The sequence below is a fragment of the Bradyrhizobium sp. HKCCYLRH1030 genome (assembly GCF_051168395.1).
In the GTDB taxonomy this organism is placed as follows: Bacteria; Pseudomonadota; Alphaproteobacteria; order Rhizobiales; family Xanthobacteraceae; genus Bradyrhizobium.
Genome location: NZ_JBNPUY010000002.1, coordinates 543,445 through 560,029, shown reverse-complemented (window position 1 = coordinate 560,029; position 16,585 = coordinate 543,445). Strand labels below are relative to the sequence as shown.

The 16,585-nt window shown below is 67.6% G+C and carries 13 protein-coding genes; 9 read left to right on the top strand and 4 right to left on the bottom strand.

Features of this window, described 5'->3' with window-relative positions; translation table 11 throughout:
- The first annotated feature begins 206 nt into the window (after positions 1-206).
- The 9 genes from sppA to ACQR1E_RS07840 all read left to right on the top strand — a co-directional run bounded on the left by sppA (position 207) and on the right by ACQR1E_RS07840 (position 8,060).
- On the top strand, positions 207-1,187 hold the full coding sequence (gene sppA / locus ACQR1E_RS07880) for a signal peptide peptidase SppA (RefSeq protein ID WP_434896885.1): 981 nt from the start codon (positions 207-209) through the stop codon (positions 1,185-1,187).
- A gap of 169 nt (positions 1,188-1,356) precedes the next feature.
- A complete protein-coding gene (locus ACQR1E_RS07875) occupies positions 1,357-1,674 on the top strand; it encodes an integration host factor subunit beta (RefSeq protein ID WP_315716888.1) in 318 nt (105 codons plus the stop codon).
- Positions 1,675-1,751: 77 nt separating this feature from the next.
- Complete coding sequence (locus tag ACQR1E_RS07870) at positions 1,752-2,144, top strand: lipopolysaccharide assembly protein LapA domain-containing protein (RefSeq protein ID WP_315750462.1); 393 nt, start codon at positions 1,752-1,754, stop codon at positions 2,142-2,144.
- A gap of 77 nt (positions 2,145-2,221) precedes the next feature.
- On the top strand, positions 2,222-2,881 hold the full coding sequence (locus ACQR1E_RS07865) for a phosphoribosylanthranilate isomerase (RefSeq protein WP_434896884.1): 660 nt from the start codon (positions 2,222-2,224) through the stop codon (positions 2,879-2,881).
- Complete coding sequence (gene trpB, locus ACQR1E_RS07860) at positions 2,878-4,101, top strand: tryptophan synthase subunit beta (protein WP_315716891.1); 1,224 nt, start codon at positions 2,878-2,880, stop codon at positions 4,099-4,101. Before ACQR1E_RS07865 ends, trpB begins: the two co-directional genes overlap by 4 nt.
- A complete protein-coding gene (gene trpA / locus ACQR1E_RS07855; RefSeq protein WP_434896883.1) occupies positions 4,098-4,934 on the top strand; it encodes a tryptophan synthase subunit alpha in 837 nt (278 codons plus the stop codon). Before trpB ends, trpA begins: the two co-directional genes overlap by 4 nt.
- Before the next feature lie 94 nt (positions 4,935-5,028).
- A complete protein-coding gene (gene accD, locus ACQR1E_RS07850) occupies positions 5,029-5,967 on the top strand; it encodes an acetyl-CoA carboxylase, carboxyltransferase subunit beta (protein WP_315716893.1) in 939 nt (312 codons plus the stop codon).
- On the top strand, positions 5,964-7,307 hold the full coding sequence (locus ACQR1E_RS07845) for a bifunctional folylpolyglutamate synthase/dihydrofolate synthase (RefSeq protein ID WP_315716894.1): 1,344 nt from the start codon (positions 5,964-5,966) through the stop codon (positions 7,305-7,307). The genes accD and ACQR1E_RS07845 overlap by 4 nt, the downstream gene beginning before the upstream one ends.
- A 12-nt stretch (positions 7,308-7,319) precedes the next feature.
- Positions 7,320-8,060, top strand: a complete 741-nt coding sequence (locus ACQR1E_RS07840) for a metallophosphoesterase family protein (RefSeq protein ID WP_315716895.1) — start codon at positions 7,320-7,322, stop codon at positions 8,058-8,060.
- A 2-nt stretch (positions 8,061-8,062) separates the two neighbouring features.
- Here ACQR1E_RS07840 and ACQR1E_RS07835 read toward each other — a convergent pair whose 3' ends face one another.
- From ACQR1E_RS07835 to addB, 4 genes are all read right to left on the bottom strand, one after another.
- Complete coding sequence (locus ACQR1E_RS07835; RefSeq protein WP_316183771.1) at positions 8,063-9,073, bottom strand: ATP-dependent DNA ligase; 1,011 nt, start codon at positions 9,071-9,073, stop codon at positions 8,063-8,065.
- Positions 9,074-9,215: 142 nt separating this feature from the next.
- Positions 9,216-9,536: a thioredoxin gene (gene trxA, locus ACQR1E_RS07830; protein WP_015663255.1), complete on the bottom strand. Its 321-nt coding sequence runs from the start codon at positions 9,534-9,536 to the stop codon at positions 9,216-9,218.
- 99 nt (positions 9,537-9,635) lie between these two features.
- Entirely contained in the window at positions 9,636-13,109 is a 3,474-nt protein-coding gene (gene addA, locus ACQR1E_RS07825) for a double-strand break repair helicase AddA (RefSeq protein ID WP_434896882.1), read from the bottom strand.
- Positions 13,103-16,249 carry a double-strand break repair protein AddB gene (addB, locus tag ACQR1E_RS07820; protein ID WP_434896881.1) on the bottom strand — a complete coding sequence of 1,049 codons (3,147 nt, stop codon included), beginning with the start codon at positions 16,247-16,249 and terminating at the stop codon, positions 13,103-13,105. The genes addA and addB overlap by 7 nt, the downstream gene beginning before the upstream one ends.
- Positions 16,250-16,585: the final 336 nt, after the last annotated feature.

The following is a 16,585-nucleotide window of genomic DNA, read 5'->3' as shown; positions in this document are numbered from 1 at the left end:
GCCTTCGCGTCCTGCGATCAGATCAAAGCCCCGGCGCAAGCCGGGGCTTTTTTGTTCCAGCGAGGCATGGATGCGCGTGCCGGCCGCGCGGATCCGGCCTCGCCGCAAGCCTTCCTTTCTTCAAATTGCGCCGCGATTGATGTAATCGGATAACGAGATATTCAGGCTGCGGATGCAAAACGCGCCGAGACTTCCAGGAGCTGTCCATGTCGCTTGATTCGGATGTGATCGTCGATCGCCGCAGGCTGCGCCGCAAGCTGACGTTCTGGCGCGTCGTCGCGGTGCTGATTGCGATTGCGGCTCTGTCCGCCATCGGTCTCGCCATGTCGCCGCGCGGCCGCACCGTGCTCTCGACCTCCGGCTCGATCGCCCGCGTCAATATCGAGGGCCTGATCCGCAGCGACCATGAGCGCGTCGAGGCGCTGGAGCGGCTCGAAAACTCCTCGGCCGAAGCCGTCATCGTTCACATCAATTCGCCGGGCGGCACCACCGCCGGCTCCGAGCAGCTCTACGATTCGCTGGTCCGGCTGAAGGCGAAGAAGCCGCTGGTCGTCGTCGTGGAAGGCCTCGCGGCGTCCGGCGGCTACATCGGCGCGATCGCTGCCGACCACATCGTCGCGCAGCAGAGTTCGCTGGTCGGCTCGATCGGCGTGCTGTTTCAATATCCCAATGTCGGCGAGCTGTTGAAGACGGTCGGCGTGAAGATCGAGGAGGTCAAATCCTCGCCGCTGAAGGCCGCCCCCAACGGCTACGAGCCGACCAGCCCGGAAGCGCGTGCGGCGCTCGACGCCCTGGTCAAGGATTCCTATGCCTGGTTCCGCGGACTGGTGAAGGACCGCCGCGCCATGAACGATGAGCAGTTGGAGAAGGTGGCCGATGGCCGCGTCTTCACCGGCAGGCAGGCGATCGACCTGAAGCTGATCGACGAGCTCGGCGACGAGAAGACCGCGGTCGCTTGGCTCGTCGCCAACAAGAACGTCAAGAAGGACCTTCCGGTGCGCGACTACAAGCTCACGCCGCGGTTCGGCGATCTCACCTTCCTGCGAACGGCCACCGCGATCGCGCTCGACGCCGTCGGTCTTTCCGGAATCGCCCGCCAGCTCGAGCGCACCGGCGTGGTCCAGGCGGTCGACCGGATCGGTCTCGACGGCATGCTCGCGCTCTGGACGCCCGCGCCGGGCAATTGAACCCGCAAAGACCATTCCCAGGGCAATCTTCCCGCTTCGCGTGTGCCGTGGCGAGACCCCGTACCGGGCCTCGCACCCCGATTCACGGCCGCGATGAATGATTTAGCGTCTTGACAGTCCAGCATATTTTCACGGAAATGGGACCTGTCTCCCCGGGTACATTTTCTCGATGATCAAATCCGAGCTTGTTCAGCGTATCGCCGAGCACAACCCGCATCTCTACCAGCGGGATGTCGAGAACATCGTCAATGCGATCCTCGATGAGATCGTCGCGGCGCTCGCCCGCGGTGACCGCGTCGAGTTGCGCGGCTTCGGCGCCTTCTCGGTCAAGCATCGGCCGGCCCGCGCCGGGCGCAACCCACGGACCGGAGCTCATGTCCCGGTGGACCAGAAAAGTGTCCCGTTCTTCAAAACGGGCAAGGAAATGCGCGAGCGGCTGAACCGGGACAATCCCGCCGGCGCCGCGGCTGACGACGCCGACGATTGAAGCATCTCGCGCCGGCCGTGCTAATCGTCTGCGGCTGATCTCGAGGCGAATCCGGCCTGACTGACACGAGCGAGCGCATGCGAAAATTCTTCACTGTCGTGGTCGTCCTTCCGCTGCTGGTGCTGTTCGTCATCTTCGCGGTCGCCAATCGGCATTTCGTTACCGTATCGTTTGATCCCTTCAACGCGACCGATCCAGCGCTCTCGGCGTCGGTCCCGCTGTTCGCCTTGATCATCGCCGTCGCGATCCTGGGCGTGATCGCGGGTGGCTGTGCCACCTGGATCGGCCAGCGCCGCTGGCGGCGGGCCGCGCGCCGCCATCAGGCCGATGCCGAAGCGGCCCGCGCGCAGGTGGCGCAGTTGAGCGCCGCGGCGCGTGCAAAACAGGGCTCTGCGCAATCTCTGGTTCCGGCTGCGCCGGCGCGGCTTTTCGCCCCTTATGGGCGAGACAAGCAGGGCGCCGCGTTGTAGAAGGCGCGAAAGCTCGGCGGCCCTGGAAGCCGCCGGCTTCTGGTGATCCTTTCCGCCCGGACGTGCGTTGTTCATTGATGTCCCTGCTCGTCAAAATCTGCGGCCTGACCACGCCCGACACCCTCGCTGCGGCGCTCGACGCGGGCGCCGACATGGTGGGCTTCGTGTTCTTTCCGCCGTCCCCACGCCATGTCGGCCTGACGGCCGCGCGTGAGCTGGGTCGTGACGTCAGGGGGCGCGCGCTCAAGGTGGCGCTGACCGTCGATGCCGACGACGCGATGATCGAAAACATCGTCGAGACGCTGCGGCCTGATCTCCTGCAGCTGCATGGCCGCGAAAGCATCGCGCGCGTCCGCGACCTCAAGCAGCGCTTCGGCCTACCCATCATGAAGGCCATTCCGGTCGCGACCGACGCCGATCTCGCGCCGTTGGCGGGCTATGCCGACGTGTGCGACCGCATCCTGTTCGATGCGCGGGCGCCCAAGGATGCGACCCGTCCCGGCGGCCTCGGTGCCACCTTCGATTGGCGTCTGCTAAAGGGCGTGAAGCTCGATCGCCCGTTCATGGTCTCCGGCGGTCTGAGCGCCGACAACGTCGCGGAGGCCGTGCGGATCACCCGCGCGGGCGGCGTCGACGTGTCATCTGGCGTCGAACGGGCGCCGGGTGTGAAGGATTGCGACATGATCCGGGATTTCATTCGCGCGGCGCGGGCCGCTGAAGAGTTGAGCGTTCAATGACGACAGCCATTCCCAATTCCTACCGCAGCGGTCCGGACGACCGCGGTCATTTCGGCATCTTCGGCGGCCGCTTCGTCGCCGAAACCCTGATGCCGCTGATCCTCGATCTGGAAAAGGCCTATGCGGAGGCCAAGGCCGATCCGGCGTTCCATGCCGAGATGAACGGCTACCTGAAGAACTATGTCGGCCGGCCCTCGCCGCTGTACTACGCGGAGCGCCTGACCGAGCATCTCGGCGGCGCCAAGATCTACTTCAAACGCGAGGAGCTCAACCACACCGGCTCGCACAAGGTCAACAACGTGCTTGGCCAGATCATGGTCGCGCGCCGCATGGGCAAGAAGCGCATCATCGCCGAGACCGGTGCCGGCCAGCACGGCGTTGCGACCGCCACGCTGTGCGCGCGTTTCGGGCTCGATTGCGTCGTCTACATGGGCGCGGTCGACGTCGAGCGGCAGCAGCCGAACGTGATCCGCATGGAGATGCTCGGCGCCAAGGTGGTGCCCGTGCAGTCCGGCGCCAAGACCCTGAAGGATGCGATGAACGAGGCGTTGCGTGACTGGGTCACCAACGTCCACAACACGTTCTACTGCATCGGCACGGTCGCCGGTCCGCACCCCTATCCGATGATGGTGCGCGACTTCCAGTCGGTGATCGGCAACGAGACCCGCACGCAGATGCAAGAGGCTGAGGGCCGGCTCCCGGACTCGCTGATCGCGTGCATCGGCGGCGGCTCCAATGCGATGGGCCTGTTCCATCCGTTCCTCGATGATCCCTCGGTCGAGATCTATGGCGTGGAAGCGGCGGGCCATGGCCTGACGCATCTGCACGCCGCCTCGATCGCCGGCGGCCGCCCCGGCGTGCTGCACGGCAACCGCACCTATCTGCTCATGGACGAGGACGGGCAGATCGAGGAGGCGCATTCGATTTCGGCCGGTCTCGATTATCCCGGCATCGGGCCGGAGCATTCCTGGCTGCACGAGGTCGGTCGCGTGAACTATTTGTCGGCGACCGATGAGGAAGCGCTGGCGGCGTTCCAGCTGCTGTCGCGGCTCGAGGGCATCATTCCGGCGCTGGAGCCCGCGCACGCGATCGCCAAGGTGATGGAGCTCGCGCCGAAGAAGTCGAAGGACCATCTGATGGTGGTCAACATGTCCGGCCGCGGCGACAAGGACGTGCCGCAGGTGGGCGACATCTTGCGAGGAAGGGCGAAGGCATCGTGACCAGCCGGATGGATGCGCGCTTCGCGCAATTGAAGCAAGAAGGCCGCTCGGCGTTCGTCACCTTCGTGATGTCAGGCGACCCTGATCCTGAAACCTCGCTCGCGATCGTCAAGTCGCTGCCGCAGGCTGGCGCTGACATCATCGAGATCGGCATGCCGTTCACCGATCCGATGGCCGATGGCCCGTCGATCCAGGCGGCGGGTCTGCGCGCGCTCAAGGCCGGCATGACCTTGAGGAAGACGCTGCAGCTCGTGCGCAGCTTCCGCGAGGGCGACGCGGCGACGCCGATCGTGCTGATGGGCTACTACAACCCGATCTACATCTACGGCGTCGACAAGTTCCTCGATGATGCGAAGAGCGCCGGCGTCGACGGTCTGATCATCGTCGACCTGCCACCGGAGGAAGACAGCGAGCTGTGCATTCCCGCGCTGAAGGCGGGGCTGAATTTCATCCGGCTGGCGACGCCGACGACCGATGACAAGCGGCTGCCGGCGGTGCTCGCGAACACCTCGGGCTTCGTCTACTACGTCTCGATCACCGGCATCACCGGCGCGGCGGCGGCGGATTCGTCCGCCGTCGGTGCCGCCGTGGCCCGGATCAAGCGGCATACGGCGCTGCCTGTCTGCGTCGGCTTCGGCATCCGGACACCGGAGACCGCCCGCGCCATCGCCGCCCATGCCGACGGTGCCGTGGTCGGCACCGCCCTGGTCGACGCGCTCCGCGCCAGCCTCGATGCCGAGGGACGCGCGACGGCCAAGACCGTGAGCGCCGTTTCCGACCTGGCCGCTGCGCTGGCAAGGGGCGTGCACGGGGCGCAACAGGCCGCGGAATAGGCCGTCAACCACTATTCGACCGGACGTCGCGGCCGTCTTGCCGTGACCCCGCCGTCCCGCCATATATCCGGGCGACCGCAACACGGAGCGACACATGAACTGGCTTACCAATGTGGTCCGGCCGAAGATCCGCAACATCCTGCGCCGTGAGACGCCGGAGAACCTCTGGATTAAGTGTCCGGATTCCGGACAGCTCGTGTTCTACAAGGACGTCGAGGCCAACCAGTTCGTCATTCCGGGCTCCAATTACCACATGCGCATGGGCGCCGTGGCGCGGCTGAAGTCGATGTTCGACAACGAGACCTGGTTCGACGTCGCGCTGCCCGAGGTCACACCCGACCCGCTGAAATTCCGTGACGAGCGCCGCTATGCCGACCGCATCAAGGATGCGCGGGCGCGGACCGGCATGAACGATGCGGTGAAGGTCGGCTTCGGCAAGCTGGAAGGCATGGGCGTCGTCATCGCCGTGCAGGATTTCGATTTCATGGGCGGTTCGCTCGGCATGGCCGCGGGTGAAGCCATCGTCCGCGGGCTCGAACTCGCGGTCGAGAAGAAGTCGCCGTTCATCGTATTCGCGGCCTCCGGTGGCGCGCGCATGCAGGAAGGCATCCTGTCCCTGATGCAGATGCCGCGCACGACCGTGGCCGTGCAGATGCTGCGCGAGGCCAAGCTGCCCTACATCGTCGTGCAGACCAATCCGACCACCGGCGGCGTCACCGCGTCCTACGCGATGCTAGGCGACGTCCACATTGCCGAGCCCGGCGCGCTGATCGGGTTCGCCGGCGCCCGGGTGATCGAGCAGACCATTCGCGAGAAGCTGCCCGAAGGTTTCCAGCGCGCTGAATACCTGCTCGACCACGGCATGGTCGACATGGTCGTGCACCGTCATGACCTGCGCCCGACGCTGGCGCGGCTGTGCCGATTGCTGACCAAGGCGCCGGCCGTTGAACACGCCAAGCCCGCGCCGCAGCTGCCGCCGCCTGCCAAGCCCGCCGAAACCGCGGAAGCGCCGGCGGTCGCAACGAGCGCGTGAACGATTCTGCCGCCCAGCCAAGACCGTCGCTCGACGAGCTGATCACGCGGCTTTCTGTGTTGCATTCGAGCCGGATCTCGCTCGGGCTGGAGCGCATGCACCGGCTGCTGGCGCAGCTCGGTCATCCCGAGCGCAAGCTGCCGCCCGTCATCCATGTCGCGGGCACCAACGGCAAGGGCTCCACGGTCGCATATTTGCGCGCGATGCTCGAGGCCGCGGGGCTGCGCGTCCACGTCTTCACCTCGCCCTGGCTGGTGCGCATCAACGAGAGCTATCGGCTCGGCCAGGTCGGCGGTGGCGTCCTGGTCGAGGACGATGAGCTGATCTCCGCGCTCTTGGAGTGCGAGCGGGTCAACGCCGGCGCGCCGATCACCTTCTTCGAGGTCAAGACCGTCGCGGCCTTCGTGCTGTTCGCAAGGCATCCAGCCGATGTCGTGCTGCTCGAAGTCGGTCTCGGTGGCCGGCTCGATTCCACCAATGTTGTCGAGCAGGTCGCGGCCTCCGTGCTGACGCCGATCAGCATGGACCACATGGAGTTCCTCGGCGACACCCGCGCGCTGATCGCGGCCGAGAAGGCCGCCATCATCAAGCGCGGCTGCCCGGTGATCTCGGCGGCGCAGGAGCCCGATGCCATGGCCGTGATCGAGCGCGAGGCCAGGCGCCAGCGCGCGCCGCTGTTTGCGGCCGGTGAGAGCTGGCACGTCAATGTCGAGCGCAACCGGCTGGTCTATCAGGACGATCGCGGTCTCCTCGATCTTCCGGCACCCAAACTGTTCGGCCGGCATCAGTTCGACAATGCGGGCCTGGCGATCGCGACCTTGCGGGCGGTCGATCATTTCAAGCTCACCACCAAGGCGTTCGAGGACGGCATCGTCGGCGCCGAATGGCCGGCGCGCATGCAGCGGCTGTCGAACGGCGCGCTCACCGCGATCGCGCCGCAAGGCGCGGAGATCTGGCTCGACGGCGGCCACAACGCCGAAGGCGGCCGCGTCGTCGCGGCCGCGATCGGCGACCTCGAGGAGCGCGTGTCGCGGCAGCTCGTCGTCATCGTCGGCATGATGGGCAACAAGGATGCCGCTGCTTTCCTGGCCAACTTCGCCGGCCTGACGCGCCACATCATCGTCGTGCCGATTCCGAACGAGAGCAAGGCGATGGCACCGGCTGATCTGGCCGCCGCCGCGCGCACGCTCGGCATGCGCGTCGAGATCGCCGATGGCGTCGCGTCGGCGCTCGCCGGCATCGCGCGGCTTGCCTATGAGGTCCCGCCGCGTATCCTGATCACGGGATCGCTCTATCTCGCGGGCCACGTGCTCGACCTCAACGGCACGCCGCCGACCTGAGGGGAATAGCGCATGCGCTTTGCCGCGATCGCAGACGTCCACGGCAACCACCTCGCGCTCGAAGCCGTGCTGGCCGACATCCGCGCGCAAGGCGTCGATGACATTGTCAATCTCGGCGATATGGCGAGCGGCCCGCTCGATGCGCGCAAGACGATGGACTTGCTGATGCCGCTCGATGCCGTCCATGTGCGCGGCAATCACGACCGCTGGCTGATCGATCGGCCGCCGGAGAGGATGGGCGCCTGGGAGCGGCCGGCCTACGCGCAGCTCGTAGCCAAGCATCTCGACTGGCTCGGCACGATCCCGCCGACGTCCATCTATCGCGACGAGGTCTTCCTTTGTCACGCCACGCCTGAGGACGATAACGTCTACTGGCTCGAGAGCGTCGCGCCGGATGGCGCGGTCACATGCGCTCCGCTCGATGCAATCGAGACAACGGCCGAGGGCATCCCGCAGTCACTGATCCTCTGTGGCCATACCCACACCGCGCGCGCCGTGCGGCTTCGCGACGGGCGGCTGATCGTCAATCCCGGTAGCGTGGGCAGCCCTGGCTATTCCTACAACGTACCGCATCCGCATGTGATGGAAGCCGGCACGCCCGACGCCCGCTATGCGATCCTTGAACTTAAGCCCGCAGGCTGGAGCGTGACGTTCCGCCACGTGCCCTATGATCATCAGGCGATGGCCGCGCTGGCCCGCGCCAATGGTGATGTCGAATTCGCCTCGGTTCTCGCGACCGGCTGGATCCGCTGACCTCACGCGAGCAGCTTCAAGGGATCGGCGACCTTCTGCTCGAGCTGCTCGAAGGTGCATTGCTTCGGCGATTTGTCCGGGCGCCAGCGCAGGATCGAGGTGCCGTGGCGAAAGCGCTCGCCGGAGAAATGGTCGTAGCAGACCTCGATCACCAGCTTCGGCTTCAGCGGACACCATTCCGCCGAGCGCTCGGTCGACCAGCGGCTCGGGCCGCCCGGCGCATTGCCGGTGAAGCCGGGCGGCGAGATCAGCGGCTCGAGCCTGTCGGTCAGTGCGGGCTTCTCGTCCTTCTTGAGCGCGGAGGTGAAGCCGACGTGATGCAGCAGACCGTCATCGTCGTAGAGCCCGAGTAGCAGCGAGCCGACCAGCTTGCGTCCGTTCGCGCCGCTGTTGGTGGCGTAGCGGAAGCCGCCGATGACGCAATCGGCTGAGCGATAGCGCTTGATCTTCTGCATGCCGTCGCGGTTGCCGGCCTGGTAGGGCAGGTCGGTCCGCTTGGCGATCACCCCGTCCGAGCCGCCGCCGGAATGCGCCAGCCAGTCTTGCGCGGTCGCGAAGCGCGTCGTCGCCGGCGACAGCCGGAACGTCGGATGATCCGCGAAGTTCGCTTTCGCGAATGCTTCCAGCGCCGGCCGCCGCTCGTGCAGCGTGTGCGTCACTAGCTCCTTCTTGCCACTCGCCAGCAGATCGAAGGCCAGGAACAGCGCCGGCGTCTCCACCGATAGCCTCTTCACCCGGCTGGCGGCGGGATGAATCCGCTGCAGCAATGCATCGAACGAGAACGACTTCGCCTGCGGCACCACCAGCTCGCCGTCGAGGATGAAGCTCGTCGCCTCGAGCTCGCGCGCCGCGGCGACGACCTCGGGGAAGTAGCGCGCGAGGTCCTCGCCGGCCTTCGACTGCATCGTCACCGTTGCGCCGTCGCGCGTCAGCAGACAACGGAAGCCGTCCCATTTTGGTTCGTATTGCCAGTCCTCGCCGCGCGGGATCGCATCCACCGAGCGCGCCTCCATGGCCAGCAGGCCGGATTTGCGGGAGGGCGAGCGATGGGCGCGGGCGGGCATGGCGACATCCGAAAACGCTGAATCACACCCCTCAACGCAAACGGCCGGCGATTCCGCCGGCCGTTCGACAAAAATCATTGTTCCGCAAGCGTCACACCGCCGACGAGATCCACTGCTGCAGCTTCGCCTTCGGCGCGGCGCCGACCTGGCGCGAGGCCATCTCGCCGCCCTTGAACACCATCAGGGTGGGGATCGACATCACGCCGTACTTCGAGGCCGTCTTCGGGCTCTCGTCGACGTTCAGCTTGACGATCTTGACCTTGTCGCCCATCGCGCTCGAGATCTCGTCGAGGGCGGGCGCGATCATGCGGCACGGGCCGCACCACTCGGCCCAGAAGTCGACCACGACCGGGCCGTCGGCCTTGAGCACTTCGCTTTCGAAATCGGCGTCGGAAACCTTGCCAACGGCCATGGAAATTACCTCGTTTGGTTGGAGGGAGCGGCACGGACGGGCCGCCTCAGCGTGGACGTCAAAGTAGGAATGGCGTGATCCCGGGTCAAGCGGGCTCACTCAGACGTGCTGGGATGGCAGCATGGCGTCCAGCGCGGAGGCGGGAAGCTCCATGAATTCAGCGGCTTCGGTCCAGAGCAGCGCGGCGCGGACGACGCGGCCGGGGTACAATTGGCCAAGCACGGCGCGGTACAGCGCGAGCTGCCGGACATAGGCCGGGGGCACGTCGGCGAGTCCCGAGGGCGGCTGCTGGTTGGTCTTGAAGTCGACGATCAGCACCTCGGCCGCGGTCACCACCAGGCGGTCGATCTGGCCGGAGACCAGCGCCGGAGGCTGGCCGGCCAGTGCGAGGCGGCCCACGATCGAGACTTCCGCCCGGCTCCCGGCCGCGAACACCGCGGCAAAGCGCGGGTCTTCGACCACGGCGAGCACGCGTTCCGCAAGCCCCACGCGCTCGTCCTCCGGCCAGTCGGCGGCGTTGCGAATCAAATATCGCAGCGCGGCATCGCGCCGCCGCTCCGGCGCCACGTCAGGCAGCGACTGCAGCAGGCGATGCACCAGCGTGCCGCGCTGCATCGCGAGGTTGCGCGCCGCCAGCGATTCGCCCGTGCGCACCGGCCGCTCGTCGGCGGATGGATCGGACGGCCGGAGCACAGCGACCTCGCCGGGCGCCTCCACCGCCGCCGTGCGCAGCCACGCCGGCAGTTCGACGGCCGTCTCCACCATGCGCCGCGTTTCGTCAGCAGCGGTTTCCGCGATGTCCTCGGCCCGCGCATAGCGCTTGACCGGTCCGTCCTCGGTTTCGATCACCTCGACCTGCAGCTCCGCGGCATCGAGCCCGCGGGCCATCAGGTCGTACCAGCTGCCGCCGCGGACATTGTTCATGTTGCCCGGCATGCAGCCGCCGATGACCAGCCGATCCGCGGCGCGGGTCATCGCGACATAGAGCAGCCGGCGATACTCGTCCTCGGTCTCCTTGAGCATCGCCACGCGTGCCGCCGCGACGGCTTGCGGATCGTCGGCCTTGCGCCCGGCCCAGACCACGATCTCCTGCTCGCCATGCGGCACGTGGATCAGCCGCAGTCGCTGCGAATCCGCCGGCGACGAGGTGGTGTCGACCAGGAAGACGACGGACGCCTCGAGGCCCTTGGCGCCGTGCACGGTCATCACCCTGATCTCGTCGCGCGAGATCTCCATGTCGCGCTTCACCTCGGTGTCGGCGGCGCGCAGCCAGGCGACGAAGCCCTGCAGCGAGGCCGGCGCCTTGCGCTCGTAGGACAGCGCGAGCTCGAGGAATTCGTCGAGGGCGTCATTGGCCTCGTGACCTAGCCGCGCCAGGATGCGTCGCCGGCCGCCATCGCCGCCGAGCAGCCAGGCGTAGAAGGCGAACGGCGTGTCCTCGGCGGCACGGCGCTCGCATTGCTGCAGCCGGCGCAGCACCGCCTGCAGCCGCTCGTCGTCAGCCGCATGTGCGGCGAGCGCCTCGCGCAACGACCCGCGGCGCTGCCAGGCGAGCTTGAACAGATCGTCGTCGTCGAGCCCGAACAACGGGCTCTTCAGCGCGGTCGCCAGCGCCAGATCGTCCTGCGGCAGCAGGAGCGCGTCGGCGAGGTTCATCAGGTCGATGATCGCGATGTGCTCGGTCAGCTTCAGCCGGTCGGCGCCCGCCACGGGGATGCCCGCGTGCTTGAGCGCCTGGATGACAGCGTCGAACGCATTGCCACGACGGCGCACCAGGATCAGCATGTCGCCATAGCTCAGCCGCCGTCGCGCGCCGTCATGGCCGGTCATCGTGCCCGTCGAAATCAGCCGCTTGATCTCGGCCTGGATGCGCCTGGAAAGCTTGACCTCGGGGCTGGTGACGGAGACGCCGTCGAACGGCGCACGCCAGCCCTCGATCTCCTTGCGGTCGTCGCGCTCGCACAGGCTCCACAGCTCGACCATGCTCGGTCCGGCATCGGTCAGCGCGTTGTGGATGGGATGGCCGATGTCAGGCGAGTGAATGCTGCTGTAGACGTCGCGCTCGCGGAACACGTGGTCGACCGCGTGCAGCACCGTCGGCCCGGAGCGGAACGAATAGGTGAACGACACCGGATCGAACAGCAGCCCGGCGTCGGTGAAGCGCTTCTGCAACTGGCGCCTGCGCGCATCGAACTCGTGCGGGTCGGCGCCCTGGAACGAGAAGATCGACTGCTTCTCGTCGCCGACCGCGAAGATCGTGCGCGTGAGTCCGTCGCGCGCCCCGGCGCCGGCGGTGAACTCTTCGATGATGTGGGCGACGATGTCCCATTGCCGGGGGCTCGTGTCCTGCGCCTCGTCGATCAGCACGTGATCGACGCCGCGGTCGAGCTTGTAGTGCACCCAGCCGGCGGAGACGCGGTTCAGCATCGCCAGCGTCTTGTCGATCAGGTCGTCATAGTCGAGCAGGCCGCGCTCTTCTTTTTCGCGGCGATAGTTCGCGGCGGCGGCGGTCGCGATCTGCAACAGCGCCTCGGTGCGGTCGCGCACGACCGCCGCGCGGCGCTTTTCGATCAGGCGATCGAGCCGGCGCGCCTCCGATTCGAACAGGCCGGCGATGCCGGGATTGGCGTCGGCGAACTTCTTGGTCAGCAGGGACTTCCGCGGCTCCTTGTCCTCGGTCAGGAATACGCGGAGATATTCATCGACCTGATCGGCACCCGAGAACGCCAGTGCGGCGCGGAGTTGCTCCGCCTGCTTCTGGTCGGTCTTGGCGCCGCCGTCGAGCCGCGCGGCGATATCGGTCCAATCCCTCAGTGGCAGATTGGGGCCGTCGACGATGTCGCGCTCGATGGCTTCCAGCGTCTCGCCGGCGCTGATGCCGAGCACCTCGCCGAGATGTTGCGCGGCAACCTCGACGCGGCCGGCGCCATCGGTCCAGGCCATGAAGTGATCGCGGCTCAGACAGGCCTCGCGGACGACGTCCTTGAAGGTCGAATCCGCCGCATTGGCCATCGCCACCTGCAGCGCGCGGCCGACCGCGCTGTCGGGCGCCCGCGCGGCGTCGAGCAGCACCTTGAGATTGGCGCGCTCCATCATCTCGGTCTGGTCGCGCTCGTCGAGCACCGAGAACCGCGCCGGCACGTTGGCTTCGAACGGGAACTGCTGCAGCAGCCGCGTGCACAGCGCGTGAATGGTCTGCACCTTCAATCCGCCCGGCGTCTCCAGCGCGCTGGCGAACAGTTTTCGCGCCGAGGCCCGCAGCTTCTTGTCGGGATTGGGAATGCCGGTGGACTGGATCGCGCCGTCGAGCGCGTCGTCGTCGAGCGTCACCCAATGGCCGAGCGTCGAGAACACGCGCTCGGCCATATTGGCGGCCGCGGCCTTGGTGAAGGTGATGCAGAGGATCTTCTCCGGCGGCACGCCGTCGAGCAGCAGCCGGATCACGCGCTGGACCAGCACATGCGTCTTGCCCGAGCCGGCATTGGCCGACACGAACGCGGAGGCAGCCGGGTTCGATGCGCGCGTCTGCGCCTCGCGCACGGCCTGCGGAATGGGGCGGGGCGCCTTCACCATTCCTCCACCCCCAGGCCGCCGGCCGCCGACCATTCCTTGATACGGGCGAGATCGTCATAGCTACCGTAGCGGTTCGCCCACATCGACAGGTTCAGCGAGGTGTAGCCTTGATTGACGTCCTCGAAGCTGCGGATCAATGCCTCGAGCTTTTCGCGCGCCTCCTGCGCGGCCTGGTCCGGATGTTGCGGCGGGTCGCTCTTGTTGATCTTCAATTCGAGAATGCGCTCTTCGCCCGGCGGGTTGTTGCCGGACAAGCGGACATAGACGAGCTGGCTGATCAGGCTGCCGGCGGGGATGCCGTCGAAGCCGCCTTCGCGCAGGATCGCGGCCTCGAGCGTAAGCTGCGGCGACAGCCCCATGCGCACCTGCTTGGCCGTCGGCGGCTGGCCAGTCTTGTAGTCGAGAATGGCGTAGGTGCCCTCGGCACGCTGTTCGATGCGGTCGGCGCGCGCCGACAGCATGAAGGTGCGGCCCTGATCCAAGGGAATGCCGATCTCGCCGCGGATCTCCGCGGTGATGGCGCCGATCTGCTCGCGTCTCGCGGTCTCCCACGCCGCGAACCAGCCGGCGATGCGCTGGAAACGCGGCCACCACAGCGCCCGCGCCTCGGGCCGCTCCATCAGCGGCGCAAAGTGCTTCTCGCCGATCACGCGCAGCGCATGCGCCGGATGCAGCGGCAGGGCATCGGCATAGGTCTGCGTGAATTCGCCGATCGCTTCGTGAATCGCCGAGCCGCGATCGGCGGCCGACAGCGGCATGTCGACGGGATCGAGCGGATCGAGCCGCAGGATGTAGCGCGCGAAGATGGTGTAGGGATCGCGCAGCCAGTCCTCGATGGCGGTCACCGACATGCGCAGCGGCCGTGCTGCCAGCGGCGGCTTCGGCGCCGGCTGTTCGACCGGCTTCACCGCGGCGGGCTGGTCGAGCACCTCGGCATAGCGGACGTAAGTCTCGCCGCGCGCGGTCGCCGCCTTCCAGCGCTCGGCGCCAGCGACGGCTTCGAGACGGTGCAGGAAGCGCGAGGCCACGGCCGGCGCGCCGCCCGATTTTGCGGCGTGCGTCAGGATCACCTCGGGCGCGCCGAGCAGTTGTGCGAAATCGTGTGCTGATAGTCCGATGCGGCGCTCGGGCAGGTCGAGGCCGAGCTGATGCCGCATCGGGCGGCTGAGCCAGGGATCGATGCGCGGCGCCGGCGGCCATATGCCCTCGATCAGGCCGCCGACGATCATGCGGTCGGCCTGCATCAGTCGCGCTTCGAGCGGACCGTAGATCTGCAGCTGCGCGCCGTGGCGCTCGGGCCGGCGCACCGCGCGATCGGAGAAGGCGGTATGGAACAGATCCGGATAGTCCGACAGCGGCGCCATCAGGCCGCAGCGCTCGCCGGACGCGAGCAGGTCGTCGAAGCAGCGCGCCAGCGCCGCGCCGTCGCGATCGGTGAACGCGGTGCTGACACCGACATCGTCTGTCGAGAGCGCGATCAACACCTCACGATGCCGCGCGGCGAGCTCGGCGAAATCCTGCGGGCGCGGCGAGGCGAGGTTTTCCAGCGGCGCCAGAGCCGTCTGCAATTGCGCGATCAGCGCGCTGGCGCGGTCGAGCTGCTCGGGACTGAGACGCGCGCGCGGCTCGGCCTTGTGCAGCGATGATGCTTCGCCCTGGTGCAGCTTGGTGTGCTCGTCGCGGAAGCGCGCGAAGTCGCGCGCGAGCCCGCTGCTTCCGGCTTGTGGCCGCGTGCCGCGCAGCACCGCGAGCTCCAGCGTCTCGATGGCACTCTTCCAGCCATTCGCGGTGCGCCCGAGCCGGCACAGCGGATGCTTGAGCAGCGCCAGCAAAGTCGGCGGCTCCAGTCCGCGCGCGGCGGCTTCGGCGGCGAGGCGCGCGAAGATGCCGGCCGGCGTCTCCAACAGCGCGTCACCGCCGGAATCGTCGAACGTCAGGTGCCAGCGCGTCAGCGCCGCCATCACGCGCCGCGCCAGCGCGCGGTCCGGCGTCACCAGCGCAGCGGACTTGCCGAGATGGCGCGCCTCGCGCATCGCGATGGCAATCGCCAGCGCCTCCATTTCCGGATTGGGCGCGGCGACGACGGCGAGATTGTCCATCGCTTCGGCAATGTTGGCGGCGATGTCGAACTGGCGCAGGCGCTCGTGCCAGACGGCGGTGGCTTCCGACGGCCGCATCGCTTCTGAGATCAGCACCTCGCGGCCGCCACGGCCGGGTGGTGCGAGGCGGATCACGTCGCGCCGCTCCAGGCCGAAGCGCTTGAGCAGCAGGTGCATGGCATATTGCGGATGATTGACCGCGGGCGGCGTCAACACGCGGCCGGCGCGGTCCTTGGCACCGCCGATCGAATTCCACGCGGCTTCGTCGAGATCGGTGTCGAGCCCAGGCAGCACCACCGCGCCATGCGGCAGCTTGGCGACGGCGAGCAGGAATTTTGCCGTCGCCGGCATCGAGCCGGTGGAGCCTGCGGCAATGACGGGACCATCGGGATGCGCCGACAGCCGCGCCGCTTCGGCCGCGATCAGCAGATCGCGCCGCGCCGCCGGCTCGATGCGCTCGATCTCCTGCAGATAGGCCGGCCACGCGGTCCGCGCGATGCGCAGGAACTCGAGCGAATACTGCCAGTATTTGTCGAGCTGATCCGGCACCAGCGCATCGAGCGCATCCCACGACACGCCGCGCGTCACCATGTCGTCGATCAGCCGCGCGAGGTCGCCGGCCAGCGCAAGCGTCGAGGCGGGCCCGCCGATCACGAGCGGCGCCGACACCGGCGTCTTGGCCCAGGCCGCGACCAGCCGCGCCAGCGTGAGCCGGCGCTGCAGGTCGTCGAGCCGTTCCGGAATCTCCAGCGGCGCCGGCCCGAGGAACGCGTCGCGGTCCTCCGCGAAGGCGAGCTCGTCCTCGTCGATATCGCCCAGCGCGACCAGGCGCGGCAGCACCGCGGCATCGGTCTTCAGCTCGTCGAGGAACATCTCGCGCGCCACCCGCAGGGAGCGCCGCGTCGGCAGATACAGCGTCGCGGTCGCGAGCCGGGCGGGATCGCTGCGTGCCTCGAAGCCGTCGACCAGCCGGCCGTCGACCAGCGCGGCGATCACGCTGCGCAGGAACGGCGCCGAGATGGGAACGGTGAAGACGCGCATGGCCTGCGATTCGGGTTGCTGTGCCGTCTATATAGGGAGCGATCGGGCGGAGGTCATATCCGGGGTGTGGACGGGTGTTGATAGGTGCGTGACCTTTGTCCCTGTGCTGGAGGACGCCGTGCGCCTGAGCCCCAGCTGCAGCCACGCTCTCCGCCATCGCCCGGCTCAACCGGGCGATCCGGTCCTCCGAGGCGGTTCAGCTTGATTCGAGAGGCCGCGGCGTCCTGGATCGCCCGCTTTCGCGGGCGATGGCAGCTGACTACGGAGCACGAGCTGCCCACCCCCATCGTCATTGCGAGCGCAGCGAAGCAATCCGGGCCGCCTCTGCAGTGGGAC

What these genes read in the sequence shown, in the direction of transcription:
- sppA (WP_434896885.1), top strand. Translation starts at nt 207, where the DNA reads ATGTCGCTTGATTCGGATGTGATCGTCGATCGCCGCAGGCTGCGCCGC.
- ACQR1E_RS07875 (WP_315716888.1), top strand. Translation starts at nt 1,357, where the DNA reads ATGATCAAATCCGAGCTTGTTCAGCGTATCGCCGAGCACAACCCGCAT.
- ACQR1E_RS07870 (WP_315750462.1), top strand. Translation starts at nt 1,752, where the DNA reads ATGCGAAAATTCTTCACTGTCGTGGTCGTCCTTCCGCTGCTGGTGCTG.
- ACQR1E_RS07865 (WP_434896884.1), top strand. Translation starts at nt 2,222, where the DNA reads ATGTCCCTGCTCGTCAAAATCTGCGGCCTGACCACGCCCGACACCCTC.
- trpB (WP_315716891.1), top strand. Translation starts at nt 2,878, where the DNA reads ATGACGACAGCCATTCCCAATTCCTACCGCAGCGGTCCGGACGACCGC.
- accD (WP_315716893.1), top strand. Translation starts at nt 5,029, where the DNA reads ATGAACTGGCTTACCAATGTGGTCCGGCCGAAGATCCGCAACATCCTG.
- ACQR1E_RS07840 (WP_315716895.1), top strand. Translation starts at nt 7,320, where the DNA reads ATGCGCTTTGCCGCGATCGCAGACGTCCACGGCAACCACCTCGCGCTC.
- ACQR1E_RS07835 (WP_316183771.1), bottom strand. Translation starts at nt 9,073, where the DNA reads ATGGAGGCGCGCTCGGTGGATGCGATCCCGCGCGGCGAGGACTGGCAA.
- trxA (WP_015663255.1), bottom strand. Translation starts at nt 9,536, where the DNA reads ATGGCCGTTGGCAAGGTTTCCGACGCCGATTTCGAAAGCGAAGTGCTC.
- addA (WP_434896882.1), bottom strand. Translation starts at nt 13,109, where the DNA reads ATGGTGAAGGCGCCCCGCCCCATTCCGCAGGCCGTGCGCGAGGCGCAG.
- addB (WP_434896881.1), bottom strand. Translation starts at nt 16,249, where the DNA reads ATGCGCGTCTTCACCGTTCCCATCTCGGCGCCGTTCCTGCGCAGCGTG.